We start from the raw sequence: 12,915 nt of genomic DNA, 5'->3' as shown, positions 1-12,915 counted from the left end.
GCGAAAACCGATTACCCGGCCTGATCCTCCGGCTTGGCCTTGTCGTCGCGCGGCACGACAGGCGCGTCACCACCGCGCGCCTGCGCCTTGCGGCGCTTCAGATTCTCGCGCAGCGCCGCCGCCAGTCGAGCATCCTTTTCGTCCTTATCACTCATAACAGCGCCTTCGCCTTGACAATCCTGCCGCCCTCGTCTCTTAGGCGCGCTCCGATCGCAAGACCGGTTTGCTGCCGTAGCTCAGTGGTAGAGCGCATCCTTGGTAAGGCTGAGGTCGTGAGTTCAATCCTCACCGGCAGCACCATTTTTCAATGACTTAGCGTGCGACGGACCTCCCCTTCGGGGGCGGGCCATCACCGGGCCATCACGGATGTGAGCGATGTGTCGGCATTTACCGAACGCTTGTCCGACCCGACCCTGCCGTCGCCCGGATTATCTGGAAGGCTAGGAAGGTCTCGACAAAGCTGCGAACCTTCCTGAGAAGCGGCTCGATCGTACCGGTCCGCCGCTGTTCGGAATGTGGTTTGATGCTGTCGGCCGCGACGGTTGGTGGCGGATTACGAAAGCCTGCCCGGACGCATTCTAGGCTCAACTCTGCACGGTCTCGAGCGAATGGACGTCATCCAGACCGAGCCAGGCCGCTGTCGGCGCAGTTCCTCCTGCAGGCGCATGACCGTGTCGGCCGTTGCGCCGACCTTGAGCGTGATAGGCCCTTGTGCATTATTCGGACACAGATTCACGGTAGCCCGGAATTGGTCTCTTGGGCAGCAACCACCCTATGGCGATCGTTACCGAGGTGGTTTGCTGATCCAGCAGCCGACATTGTGAAGCGGGGTTCTAACCGTGGCAAAGTTGCGCGGGTAGGCTTGGCACGGATGTCAAAATCGACGGGCCGTGACACCCGCTGGCGTTTTCAAGACGATGGTCGAAAGGTGCTGCCATAGCTCGCTGGCGACAGGACCATGCGGGGGGTCGCGCAATCTGATTGCGGCCAGTGTTTCGACCCGACCGGAAAGATGACATCCATGCAGGTTGACCAGCGCGCCAGAGCGCAGGTCCTCCTCGATCAGGAAGTTCGGCAGATGGCCCCATGCCATGCCTTGCAGGATCAGCTCGCGCTTCATAGCATGATCGGCGACCGAGCATCGGGCTGCACCATCGATCAAAAAATGATCCTCGGACAATCCGTCCGTGGCGGTGTCTCGGATGACGCATTGAGTAAACGCACGAAGCTGCTCAGGCGTGATGTCGAACCCGGCGTCGAACGGCAGGAAGCTGGGTGCCGCCACCGGGACCAACGATACCTCCCCGATCTTGATTTGCTCCATGCCAAGATCGGAGGCGTCAGCGCGGTGGAACACCATGTCGGCGGTTCCGGCATGCAGGCGTTCCGCTGGCCCGCGCACTGCCTCATAGTCGAGGTGCAGCCGCGTGCGCTTGTGCACAGCAAAGAAAGCCGACAGGATCGGCAGGATTGATGCCCTGGGACACAGGTCGCCGAGTACGATCCGCAAGACCGTCTCCTCACCTTGCCGCAACTGTCCGGCATAACGGCCAAGATTGTCCATCTCGCGAAGCGCGAGTACGGCACGGTCGTGAAACAGGTGCCCGGCCTCCGTTGCCGTTACGCGGTATCCAGAACGGTCGAGCAACGTCAGGCCGAGCCGTGCCTCCAGCTTGCCTACCGCCGCAAACACCGAGGGATGCGTCCGATGGAGTAAGGCTGCGGCAGCCTGAAAGCTCCCTGATCGCACGACTGCATCAAAGCAACGCAACTCGTGCATCTTAAATGCCGCATTGTTAGTTTCATCTACAATCACCGTTGTATGATAGTAATTTTTCCCATCACTGCGAATGGTATATTGCTCCTCCAATGGTATATTGGAGACAAGACCATGAGTGATGTGCTGACTTTCGTGACAGGCGACGGGTGCCGAATCGCCTATCGGCTTGATGGAGAGGCGGGACGTCCGGTCCTAATCCTCTCCAACTCTATCGCGACCACATTGCATATGTGGGACGATCAGATGGTCGCGCTTGCTGAGGGCTTTCAGGTGCTGCGCTACGATACGCGCGGGCACGGTCGATCTGATGCGCCGGCAGGAGCCTATTCGCTTGATCGCTTGGGCCGTGACGTGTTGGAACTTATGGACGGGCTAGAGATCGACCGCGCACATTTCTGCGGTCTGTCGCTCGGTGGATTCGTCGGACAGTGGCTTGGTGCGCGTGCGCCCGAACGGCTGCACCGGCTCGTCCTTTCGAACACCTCGCCCTATCTTGGCCCGGCACCGCAATGGGATGCGCTGATCGCCAAAGTCCTGGGCGACCGTGACATGACCGCAATGGCGGACATGTTCATGGGTAACTGGTTTCCCCAACGGATGTTTGTTGAGCAACCGGATGTCGTTCAGCGTTTCCGCGGCATGGTGCTGGCAACACGGCCCGATGGGCTAGCAGGCTGCTTCGCAGTCGTCCGCGACGCCGACCTTCGGCGGACGAATGCTGTCATCCCGGTCTCTACGCTCGTGATCGCCGGCGCAGACGACACGGTGACGCTGGCAAGCCACAGTGAACTAATCGCGAAAGCCATCCCTTCGGCATGCCTGATCGTCCTGCCGGGCGTTCACATGCTTAACGTCGAGCGCGCGGACTTCGCCGGCGCGGTAATATCCTTCCTCCAGCAGGATCGCGAAACTCGCGGTCGGGACTGATCGGGCTTGTGATGTGGAGAGCCGTTGGATTGACATAGCCAAGTTTCAGTCCGCTTGGGGCGGCAGTCAAATCGCACGGTTGCGCCCCCACAGCGACGACGGCTTTCCGCATCTTTAGGCTCAAAAGCCGAACCGCCATTCATCGCCGTCCGCGAGCACTCACGCCGTTATGACCTCCATGCTTTGCCGGTGCGCAGCTACAATTCGCGAAACGGTGGGTTCGCTGACGCCGTAAAGACGTGCCATTTCAGCGCCAGATTTGCGACCGGAGACAACAGACTCGGCAATCTCACGCCGTTGCTTGTCGGCCAGCTTGCGACGCCGCCCGCCGACCCGTCCCTCTGCACGAGCCTGGGCAAGGCCGGCGCTGGTCCGTTCCCGGATCATGGCGCGCTCGAACTCGGCGAAGCTGCCGACCATCTGCATCATCATGCGCCCCGCAGCCGTCGTGGTGTCGATCGCTTCGGTCAACGAACGGAAGCCTGCCCCCGCCAGCTCGATCCGCTCCATGATGTGCAGCATGTCCTTCAAGCTGCGCGACAACCGGTCGAGTTTCCAGACCACCACCACGTCGCCGTCGCGCAACTGCCCGATCATCTCCAGGAGCTTCGGCCGATCCCACCGTCCGCCGCTGGCCGTCTCCTCGAACACTCGCTTGCAACCGGCCGCATCAAGCGCGCGGCGCTGGGCCGCGTTCGACTGATCGTCACCCTTCGACACGCGGGCATAGCCGATCAGGTAGGGTTCGCGGGTCATCCTGCTCCTTTCACAAACGGCCGTATCCGGAGGCAGAAACAGGAGTGACGGGCTTCCCCCGCCATCTGCCTTTCACAATCCTCTTTCATTAAGCAGGCAAAAGGCAAGAGGTTTTTGGAGGATGAAACATGCCCGCCCGCGTTCCAATGACCGAGCGGCAGCGTGCCGCACTGCTGGCGCTGCCCGATACCGAGACGATGGTTGTGCGACATCATGGTCTCGACGCCGAAGACTTGTCCGCGATTGGCATCGCACGCACTCCGGCCACTCGGCTTGGCTATGCCCTGCAACTCTGCTGCCTGCGGTATCCAGGACGGCACCTGCGCGCCGGCGAGCTGTTACCAGCGATCATGCTCGACCATATCGCCGACCAGGTTGGGGTGGATGCGGGCGTCATCGGCGACTTCGCGCGACGTACGCCGACCCGCTACGATCAGCTTGCCGGCATCAAGGCCCGGTTTGGTTTTGCCGATCTGAGCCAGCCAGTTCGCACCTCCATGATGGCGTGGCTGGCCACAGAAGCCATGCCCATCGTTGACGGACGCATTCTGCTCGACCGACTGCTGGACGAGCTGCGCACCCGGCGCATCGTCATCCCTGGTATCAGCGTTGTGGAGCGGATGACGGCCGAAGCAATGCTTCGGGCGGAAACCGATCCGGTCGCCGCGGTCGATGACACACTCGATACAGAGATGCGTCAGCGTCTCGACACGCTGGTGGATGACAAGATGCATGACCGACAGAGCCGCTTTTCCTGGCTGCGTGAACCGGAGCCCCGCGTCGCGCTCGCCTCTCTCACCGAAATCCTAGAGAAGGTCGGGCTGATCCGCTGGACCGGTATTTCCCGTGTTCTGATCGATCCCAGGCACGAACCACGCCTGACGCAATTCGCTCGCGAAGGTGTGCGTTATACCGCCCAAGCCTTCCAACAGATGCGACCTGCCCGCAGGCGGGTCATCTTGCTTGCCACGCTGCGCGAGATGGAGGCCACGCTTACCGACGCGGCGATCGCCATGTTCGGCGCCTTGATGGGACGCGCTCACCTGCGTGCTCGCAAACGCCTGGAACAGCGGGTCGCGGTCTCAGGACGCGAGGGGGGCGCGATCGGCTGATACGCATCGCCACGGTGCTGGAAACGGTCAGCCGGGCAGCCCGCGCCGGTGAATATATCGGCGCGGCCCTCAGGGATATCATGCCTCTCGACATGCTCGATGCCGATGCGGCGATCATCCGTCGTACCGCCGCACCTCACAGGTATGATGTGCTGAACGAGATTGCAGCCGAGTACCGAACCTTCAAGCGGGCAGGACCACAGTTCCTGCAAACGCTCGATTTCCACGGCCGGGCCGGCACCGCGATATTGCGCAATGCGATGACGGTCCTGTCGGATCTCGATGGCGACTGGCGCAAACCGCTTCCCGCCGACGTTCCGCTCGGTCATGTCGAGCGGCGCTGGCAACGCCATGTCGTGGTCGCAGGAAAGATCGACCGGACGCATTGGGAGATGGCGACTTACGGCGCGCTCGCCAATGCGCTGGCATCGGGTGATATCTGGGTGCCGACGTCACGGATGCACCGGTCGCTCGACGTGCTGCTTGCGCCATCGCCAGGCGCCACGCTCCAACCGCCGTTCTCTCTCGGCGACCCACATGCATGGCTCGACCAACGCGCTGGACAACTCGACAGCGCCTTGCGCAGCGTCGCTCGCAACCTGGACGGGCGTGATGCCGCCCTGTTCGCCGGGGAGAGATTACGCTTCCCCAAAGAGCAGAAAAACGATGACGGCGGGCAGGACGAAGGGCGGCACCTGACGCTCGCCTGTTACGGCGTGCTGCCTGCTACCCGTATCACCGACGTGCTATCGCAGGTCGAACGCTGGACCGGCTTCACCCGACATTTCGGTCACGTTTCAACCGGGTTGCCGCCTGCCGATGAGCGCGCCTTCCTCGCCACCCTGATTGCCGAAGCGACCAATCTCGGATTGTCGCGCATGGCCGAGGTATGCGGCGCGGGATCACGCCGCGCGCTTCTGCGCATGCAGACATGGCACATGCGCGAGGAAACCTTTCGGGCGGCGCTCGCCTGCCTGACCGATGCCATCCACGCCGAGCCAATCGCGGCCTGGTTCGGACAGGGACACCGGGCGTCCGCGGATGGTCAGGCGTTCTATCTGGGCGGACCGGGGAGAAGCCGGCGGAGCGATCAACGCACATTACGGTCGCGATCCGGTGGTCAAAATCTACACCACCATCACTGATCGGTACGCGCCACTTCACCAGACCGTAATCGCCGGCACGGCAGGGGAAGCCATTCATGCGCTTGACGGTATCCTCGGCCACGATAGCAACGCCGATCTCACCGCGCTGCACGTCGATGGGGGCGGCGTTTCCGACATCGTGTTCGCGACGATGCACCTTCTCGGGCTCGATTTCGAGCCGCGCATTCCCCGCCTGTCAGATCGGCGCCTTTACGCCTTTGAGCCCTCAAAGCGTTATGGCAGGCTCGCGCCGCTGTTCGGGCACAGGCTCAACCGGGACCTGATCGTCAGTCACTGGCCGGATATCGAACGTGTCATCGGCGCGATGCGTGACCGCACCGTCACGCCGTCGTTGATCCTGAAGAAGCTGTCCGCCTACCGCCAACAGAACAGCCTCGCCGCGGCATTGCGCGAGGTTGGGCGGATCGAGCGCACGCTGTTCACGCTGCGCTGGTTCGACGATCCGGCGCTGCGCCGCACTGTCACCGCCGAGTTGAACAAGGGTGAGGCCCGCAACAGCCTGGCCCGGGCGGTCGCTTTCCACCGGCTTGGCCGTTTTCGTGATCGTGGCTTGGAAAATCAGCAGACCTGCGGCCGCGCTCAACCTAGCCACCGCTGCGATCATACTATTCAACTGCCGCTATCTCGGCCGCGCCGTTGAAGAAATGCGCCGTCGAGCAAGCCCTATCGATCCGGCGATGCTGTCTCGCCTGTCGCCGCTGGGCTGGGACCGTATCAATCTCACAGGCGATTATGTCTGGTCCGATCACCTGGATCTCGATGCTAACGGCCTCATGCCGCTGCTCCTCAAGCCGCTACCGTGAATCTGTGTCCGAATAATGCACAGAGGCCTGATACGCTGCGCTCGAAGGATTCCGGCCTGGCGATCAGCCTTGAGATCGACCCGCGCGACCAGGTGCCCGACGAGCAGGAACGGTAGCACGTAGTATCCATGACTGCGGAGATGCTGTGGCACGTAGATCTCGATGCGGTGCCGGAAGCCGAACAATCGCTCGGTTCGATCCCGTCCCCAGATGAGCGGATCGAACGGGGCAAGCAACGCTGCGCCCCCTATCCTGCGCGGAACGCGGTCGTCGCAGTGCAGCCAGGTCTTCAAGCTCGAACCCTCGACCTTGACCGGTATCAGCCTGTCTTCATCCGCAAGGGCGATGATCGCGTGATCGGCCTCGTGCGGCTTGAGGCGGAGGTAGTCGCGCAGTTCCGCCGGCGTGGCGACGTCGAGCGCCTGGGCGCTGCGGTCGACGAGATGGCGCTGGGCCGTCGCTGCGTCCGGTGTTGGAAGGCGCAGGATCGCAGGAGGGATGACGCGCTCCATCAGGTCGTAGACGCGGGTAAAATTGCCCCGCCTGGTGGCGGTCGTGATCAGCCCCGCCCAGAAAAGGTATTCGAGCGCGTGCTTGGTGTCGCTCCATTCCCACCAGCCACTGCTGCTGCTGCCTTCGAAATCGGCGGCGGTCAGGGGAACTTCTACGGTAAGTGGATGCGGCGATGGGACGTGAGCGATCAGTTCCCGAACGGCCGACGTTGGGCTCAGAACCTGCTTCACACCCTGCGCGAGGGTGCTCCCTGGCGATAGCTCGATGCGATGACGCGGCGCCTTCCCTCACGCGCAGGAACGACCTGTCAATGCTGCAGACCAGCGCTCGAGCCCTTTCGAAATAGGGGCCGGCCCCAAAGAAGCCGCTTTCGGGGCGCGTCGGGAGGCGTGTGGGATCCGTCTGCTCGGGCTTGTCCCATCCAAACGTACGGTCAAGGTCCTGGAAGGCCGCTTCCAAGCTCGGGTCGTGGGGGCGTAGGGCATGGAGCGCCGCGACGATTCCGGCGCAGTCGAGGACGATGAACGGAACGCCGACGGTGGCTGTGTGTACACAGCGTCGGCTTCGCTATTGCCGACGCCTCAATAAATTCTGTCGAGAAGTTCTGTCGGCCGAATGTCGCAGCTGAGCCGTTGCGGAATGGCCCAGCGGCTCACTGTTACGCGACGATGTTCCACATCAATTCAGATGTCGGAGCTTGTCGGGGTTCCGTACCACGTAGATCCCGACGACCTTGTCGCCCTCGATATCGAGGGCGGTGGTCTGTAGCTCGCCATCGGCCTCGCGTGATATGAACCCGGGCAATCCGTTGATGTACCGAACCCGAACGAGCTCCGAGCCCTTCGCCTGGAACTGCGAGGCGAGGAATTCCTGGAACCGCATGACGTCGGCGAAGCCGAAGATTGGCTCGGCCGCAGTCGGTCGCTTGCCGCCCCCATCCGCATGCACGCTGACATCCGCCGCCAACATGGCTCCGAGCGCCTTCATGTCCCCGCTTCGCGATGCGGTGAAGAACGCATTTGCAATCGCTACGCCGCGCTCCTTCTCCACCCGGTATCGTGGACGCTCGTTCTGGACATTTGTCCGTGCGCGGGATGCGAGCTGACGAACGGCTGCGGCATCCCTTTCGACGGTGGTCGCCACTTCGTCAAAGCTGACCCCCAACACGTCGTGGAGCAGGAAGGCAGCCCGTTCCAAGGGTGACAGCCGCTCGAGCGCCAGCATTAGCGGTAACGTCACGTCTTCGGGTTCGTCGGTCTCGTCGACGGTGGGATCGGGGAGCCAGGAGCCGACATAGGTTTCACGCCGCCGCCGGACGTTGTCGAACTGGTCTAGGCAGAGTCGGGTAACGACCTTGCGGAGGAATGCTTCGGGGCACAGCACCACGGTGCGATCGGTACGCAACCAGCGGATGAAGGCTTCCTGTACCACGTCTTCGGCATCGGCGATCGTTCCGAGCATGCGGTAGGCGATCTTGGCGAGTTTCGCCCGCATCGGGGCGAAGCTCGCTGCGGCGTCTTCAGCCCCCGGGTGCGCGTTCATCGTAGCTCCTTCCCTAGCGAACGAGCCCATGACTTCGGCTGCGATAGCCACAGTGTAGGATCTCGCGCACCTCCCGTCCCGATGGGATGTCATCACCCGAACTCCCAAGTGCGCGCCCCGGCCGTTCGTAAACGTCCTGGACTCGAAGAAAAAGCATCAGCCCGAAATCTTTTTCGGCGCGCATGTCACAAAGCGGTGCCGTCCAGCCGTCTCGGGTTCGTTGCAGGCAAGGCAAGGAGCCCCTTATGACGACAATATTAGTGACTGGCGCGGCTGGAACGTTGGGACAGGCGGTTGTTCAGCGTCTGCTCGACCATGGCAGCGAGGTGAGGGCGATAGTCCGCAGCGATAACGATTCCGTTGACGGCGCCGAGACGATTGTCGTCGACCTGCTGACTGGCCACGGCCTGTCGGACGCGATGGGTGGGGTGGACGCGGTGATTCATTGTGCCACTGGTTTCGGTCCGGACGCGACCGCCGAGTGCGATGTAGCGGAGCTCCTTCTTTCGGCCGCCAGTGGCGCGGGCTCGCCCCACATGGTCTACATCTCCATCATCGGCGCCGATCGCACCTCCTTCCCGTATTTCCAGGCCAAGACGCGGGTTGAACGGTTGTTCGAACAGTCCGGGCTACCCTTCTCAATACTTCGCGCGACGCAGTTCCACGGGTTCGTCTTGGGTCTGATCCGGTCGTTCGAGAGCGACGGCGAGCTGCGCATTCCAAGAGGGCTGGCCTTCCAGCCGATCGACGTGGACGAGGTGGCCGAAGCGCTTTCGCGGACGGCACTACGGGAACCGCTGGGCGCTGTCGTCGAAATGGCTGGTCCCCAGATCCTGACACTCGAGGAAATGGCCGAGAGCTACGCCGATAGCATGGGCGCCATACCGGTCGTCAGCGTAGACTCAAGCGAGGACGCCGCAGAGTTCCACGATGTGTTTCGTTCTCGCAACATGGTCGCGCCCGACAGGGCCGTGGGCCAGGTCAACTGGTCGGTGTTCGTCGAACGACAGCACCTGCTGGCGACCCCACCCGCGCTCGCCTGAACACTCCGACCCGGTGGTCGCCGGCCACCCCCTACGCCATCACAAGGAGGATGATATGTCTTCAGCGCAACACGCGCCCTGCACGCCCGATAACCGATGGGCTGAACTGTTCAGCGGGCGGCGCGCGATTTACACCCTGATCCTGGCAGGTAGCGTCGCGTTGCATGCCGTGAACATATATGTGGCGACGACGGTAATGCCGGATATCGTCGCGGACATCGGCGGCTTCGACTATTACGCCTGGGGTACGACGCTGTTCGTGCTCGCCTCCATCATCGCCGCTGCGCTTTCGACGCAGTTGCTCCACGGCGTTGGTGCCCGCAACGGATACGCGCTGGCGGCGGTGACGTTCGTGGCCGGCACTCTCGGCGTCGCGCTTGCGCCGACCATGCCAGTGCTGCTGGCGGGCCGCTTCATCCAAGGACTAGGCGGCGGGCTGCTGTATGCGCTCGCCTACGGCGTCATCCGGCTCGTCTTTCCCGAGCGCATGTGGTCGCGCGCCATCGGGTTTATCTCGGCGACTTGGGGCGTATCCACGCTCACGGGTCCGGCGATCGGCGGAATATTCGCTGAGCTGAGCGCCTGGCGCTGGGCATTCTTTAGCCTCATCCCACTAGCCGTCTTGTTCGGAGGCTTGGCGTTCACGTCGCTACCGCACGCCGGGAAGAGGGACGACGGGTCGGTGGCCGTGCCGGTATGGCAACTGGCCCTACTGACGGCGAGCGTTCTGACGCTTTCCGCAGGCAGCTTGGCCAAGACCAGCTTCGGAGCGGTTTCCAGCGTGATCGGGGCGGCACTACTCTTCGTGCTCCTGATCGTAGTAGAGGCACGCGCCAGGGCGAGGTTGGTGCCGCGTGGTGGCATCTCCTTCTCCACCCCGCTGGGTGCCCTGTATGCGACGGCAGGGCTTCTGGTCCTCGGCATGCAGCCGGAAATCTACGTGCCCTATTTCTTGCAGGTCCTGCATGGCCAGTCTCCGCTTCTGGCGGGGTATCTTGCCGCCCTGATGGCGATCGGCTGGACGCTGGGATCAATTCTGAGCTCGGGCTGGTCGACGCACAGGGCGCGTAGCGCGATCATCGCGGGACCCACCCTATGCCTCGCCGGATTGGCGCTGCTCGCGGCATTCCTTCCACACCGCGGCGGCGGCGATTGGCTTGTGCTCGGACCGGTCTGCGTGGGCCTGGTGATTGTAGGCCTCGGCATCGGCTTCGCATGGCCGCATCTCGTGACCTCAGTGTTCAAAGCCGCTCCGGAGGGCGAGCAGGAGCTTGCGGCTGGCGCTGTGACCACCGTCCAGCTGCTCGCATCCGCTCTCGGTGCGGCCGCTGCGGGTGTGGTCGCCAACATGGCCGGCATCGCGTCCCCGGGCGCTGACGGAACCCTGGCCGCCTTCTGGCTGCCGACCACGTTCGCCGCCGCACCCGCACTCGTTCTGGCGATGTTGCTCGCTCGGCGTCGGACTGCGCGTGCGTCGCGTCCTGACCCAATTTCCGAAGGGATCCTCAAATGACGTTCGTCGCCACACTGCTGCCGTTCAAGTTGATCCTGGTCCTTGGCTTCTCGACTTGGCTCGCGGTAATCGTCCTCAACAATGTCTTGGCATTCCGGAACGGCGTATTTGCAGTCGGCACCATGATGTCGATGGCGCCGTTCGACGAGGAACCCGCAATACAGACGCCGTTACTTGCCCGCCGCGTGGTTGCTTCCCGGTGGCATAGGCTCGTCTATGGGTCCGTGGTCGCGCTGGAGGCGGCAGTGCTCGCACTCATGATGTACGCTGCCTTTGGCCTTGGCTCCACGATCGCGGATCAGTTGGCATATGAGGATGCCCTGATCCGTGGAAACCTCGCTTTCGCAGCGTTGCTGGTGCTCGACTTTGTGTTCCTGATCGGGGGCGCGTGGTTCGTCTACTATATCCGCCAGGACAGTGTGCAGATCGCCCACTTCGCATTGCTGGGGGCCACGCTCGCGGGCGCGCTGGTGCTAAACCTGCCTTCTGGTTCAAGCCGGGCTGGCCCTAGCAGCCTCCCCGCGTCGCCAATTTCCAGCGGCGATGCCGCTGCGATACGGCAACGCACATGAGCTCGATGTGCGAGGCAGTGTGCCACTGCGGCAACGTAACGATCAGCGTCGATAGCGCGCCCGCGGAAGTCACGGAATGCCAAGTGGCGCGGGTTGGCCTCACTGAGCCATTGAGAGTATACGCGACTCAGATGTCATCGTATCGTTCTGAGTCGGGCGTAGAATAAATTGTAAGCCGGCGCCCATGTCGACGAACCGGGAGCAGACGGCACATGACATAGCGCTTGGGCACGAGGTCATCGTTCCGAGACGCTCTCCTTCGCCCGTCGTTCGATCAGCGTCGTCTGGAGAGATCGCCCAAACCACCCACCGGCATCGCCGATCCGCGCGTGTGTCATTCCGCGCCCATCCGACCCGACCCAACACTCCGCGTCGAGGAGGATCCAAGGACCGCTAGGCTGTCGCGCAAGGGAAACCGTAAGGTCGGCGTTCGGATAGGACCACTGCGCGAAGGAGACCGCCGACCCGATCCCGTTCGCGAAATCGGCGCATGCCAGCGTCGCCGTTACGGCATCGGTCTCCTCGCCCGCCACCAGCTCTCCAAGCATCCTGAACCAGATTGAGGCGGGCCCGGGCGTCTCGAACGTCCCACGGACGGCCAGCATCTCGAAGAGCCGCGAGAATCCCACGCCCGTGGGCGGCCGAGTACGGGACCCGAAGGACGGACCCGGGAGATCGAGCGGCGGTAAGCAAGCCGCGTCCCCGCTCGCACCGCGCTTGACCCTCAGCACTTCGCCCCTCGTTACGAGGATTCCCTCCGCCCGCAGCTCGACTTCAAGCAGCTGGATCTTACTGCCTTCGCGCAGCACCCGCGCCGAGACATGCAGTTCGGCGACGGGCACAGGACGTATCAGGTTCACAGTCACGCGCGCCACCTCCATGGGAACCGGCGTTGAAATCGCCCGTGCCGAATGCGCGACAAGCGCGGCGGGTGCTCCACCATGGCAGAAGCCGGCGGCCCACGGCCCGCTCGCCGAGGGTCGTGCCAAGTAGCTGCTCGGACCGGTTCGGATGAACGGCGGGGCGGCGCCAAGATCGGGGTCGCTGGGAGGGGGGCGGCTTTCGATCATAAAGCGGAGGATGCCGGGCCGGACTGCTTCAACGCAAGAGCGTGGTTGGACAGGATACTAGGCTTGTCGGCCAATCGAGCGTTAAACACATAGCATATTCGATCGACGGCACACACGC

General features: G+C 63.0%; 10 protein-coding genes, 1 tRNA gene and 1 pseudogene. 6 read left to right on the top strand and 6 right to left on the bottom strand.

The window, feature by feature from the left end:
- Positions 1–11 precede the first annotated feature (11 nt).
- Complete coding sequence (locus ACVWZA_RS03610) at positions 12–155, bottom strand: hypothetical protein (protein WP_457309774.1); 144 nt, start codon at positions 153–155, stop codon at positions 12–14.
- Positions 156–225: 70 nt separating this feature from the next.
- Here ACVWZA_RS03610 and ACVWZA_RS03605 point away from each other — a divergent pair.
- Positions 226–300: transfer RNA gene (locus ACVWZA_RS03605), tRNA-Thr, on the top strand.
- 574 nt (positions 301–874) lie between these two features.
- Here ACVWZA_RS03605 and ACVWZA_RS03600 read toward each other — a convergent pair.
- Positions 875–1,870 carry a LysR family transcriptional regulator gene (locus ACVWZA_RS03600; RefSeq protein ID WP_457309773.1) on the bottom strand — a complete coding sequence of 332 codons (996 nt, stop codon included), beginning with the start codon at positions 1,868–1,870 and terminating at the stop codon, positions 875–877.
- A 21-nt stretch (positions 1,871–1,891) separates the two neighbouring features.
- Between ACVWZA_RS03600 and ACVWZA_RS03595 the strand changes: the two genes are divergently transcribed.
- Positions 1,892–2,707, top strand: coding sequence for an alpha/beta fold hydrolase (locus ACVWZA_RS03595; protein ID WP_457309772.1), 816 nt, complete (start codon positions 1,892–1,894; stop codon positions 2,705–2,707).
- Between the two features lie 159 nt (positions 2,708–2,866).
- Here the strand turns inward: ACVWZA_RS03595 and ACVWZA_RS03590 are convergent, their stop codons facing one another.
- Positions 2,867–3,463: a recombinase family protein gene (locus ACVWZA_RS03590; protein ID WP_457309770.1), complete on the bottom strand. Its 597-nt coding sequence runs from the start codon at positions 3,461–3,463 to the stop codon at positions 2,867–2,869.
- Between the two features lie 128 nt (positions 3,464–3,591).
- On the opposite strand from ACVWZA_RS03590, the pseudogene ACVWZA_RS03585 reads away from it, so the two are divergent.
- Positions 3,592–6,544: pseudogene (locus tag ACVWZA_RS03585) on the top strand (Tn3 family transposase).
- Here the strand turns inward: ACVWZA_RS03585 and ACVWZA_RS03580 are convergent.
- The gene (locus ACVWZA_RS03580; RefSeq protein ID WP_457309769.1) at positions 6,487–7,287 is read right to left on the bottom strand and encodes a DNA glycosylase AlkZ-like family protein; all 801 of its coding nucleotides are present in this window, start codon (positions 7,285–7,287) and stop codon (positions 6,487–6,489) included. The pseudogene ACVWZA_RS03585 and the gene ACVWZA_RS03580 sit on opposite strands and share 58 nt — an antisense overlap.
- A 448-nt stretch (positions 7,288–7,735) precedes the next feature.
- Complete coding sequence (locus ACVWZA_RS03575; RefSeq protein ID WP_457309768.1) at positions 7,736–8,599, bottom strand: sigma-70 family RNA polymerase sigma factor; 864 nt, start codon at positions 8,597–8,599, stop codon at positions 7,736–7,738.
- 245 nt (positions 8,600–8,844) lie between these two features.
- Here ACVWZA_RS03575 and ACVWZA_RS03570 point away from each other — a divergent pair, with 245 nt between their 5' ends.
- Genes ACVWZA_RS03570 through ACVWZA_RS03560 form a run of 3 tightly spaced genes read left to right on the top strand, consistent with a single transcriptional unit; the run spans position 8,845 to position 11,727 of the window.
- On the top strand, positions 8,845–9,642 hold the full coding sequence (locus tag ACVWZA_RS03570) for an SDR family oxidoreductase (RefSeq protein ID WP_457309767.1): 798 nt from the start codon (positions 8,845–8,847) through the stop codon (positions 9,640–9,642).
- Positions 9,643–9,697: 55 nt separating this feature from the next.
- Complete coding sequence (locus ACVWZA_RS03565) at positions 9,698–11,155, top strand: MFS transporter (protein ID WP_457309766.1); 1,458 nt, start codon at positions 9,698–9,700, stop codon at positions 11,153–11,155.
- Complete coding sequence (locus ACVWZA_RS03560) at positions 11,152–11,727, top strand: DUF2165 family protein (RefSeq protein ID WP_457309765.1); 576 nt, start codon at positions 11,152–11,154, stop codon at positions 11,725–11,727. The genes ACVWZA_RS03565 and ACVWZA_RS03560 overlap by 4 nt, the downstream gene beginning before the upstream one ends.
- A 236-nt stretch (positions 11,728–11,963) precedes the next feature.
- Here the strand turns inward: ACVWZA_RS03560 and ACVWZA_RS03555 are convergent, their stop codons facing one another.
- Entirely contained in the window at positions 11,964–12,797 is an 834-nt protein-coding gene (locus ACVWZA_RS03555) for a thioesterase family protein (protein WP_457309764.1), read from the bottom strand.
- Between the last annotated feature and the right edge of the window lie 118 nt (positions 12,798–12,915).

The sequence above is a fragment of the Sphingomonas sp. UYAg733 genome (assembly GCF_054057355.1).
The sequence above is the reverse complement of the archived record's forward strand: the minus strand, read 5'-3'. Positions and strand labels throughout refer to the sequence as shown.

Coding starts and splice junctions, on each gene's coding strand:
- ACVWZA_RS03565 (WP_457309766.1), top strand. CDS start 9,698: ATGTCTTCAGCGCAACACGCGCCCTGCACGCCCGATAACCGATGGGCT.
- ACVWZA_RS03555 (WP_457309764.1), bottom strand. CDS start 12,797: ATGATCGAAAGCCGCCCCCCTCCCAGCGACCCCGATCTTGGCGCCGCC.
- ACVWZA_RS03570 (WP_457309767.1), top strand. CDS start 8,845: ATGACGACAATATTAGTGACTGGCGCGGCTGGAACGTTGGGACAGGCG.
- ACVWZA_RS03590 (WP_457309770.1), bottom strand. CDS start 3,463: ATGACCCGCGAACCCTACCTGATCGGCTATGCCCGCGTGTCGAAGGGT.
- ACVWZA_RS03560 (WP_457309765.1), top strand. CDS start 11,152: ATGACGTTCGTCGCCACACTGCTGCCGTTCAAGTTGATCCTGGTCCTT.
- ACVWZA_RS03610 (WP_457309774.1), bottom strand. CDS start 155: ATGAGTGATAAGGACGAAAAGGATGCTCGACTGGCGGCGGCGCTGCGC.
- ACVWZA_RS03575 (WP_457309768.1), bottom strand. CDS start 8,599: ATGAACGCGCACCCGGGGGCTGAAGACGCCGCAGCGAGCTTCGCCCCG.
- ACVWZA_RS03595 (WP_457309772.1), top strand. CDS start 1,892: ATGAGTGATGTGCTGACTTTCGTGACAGGCGACGGGTGCCGAATCGCC.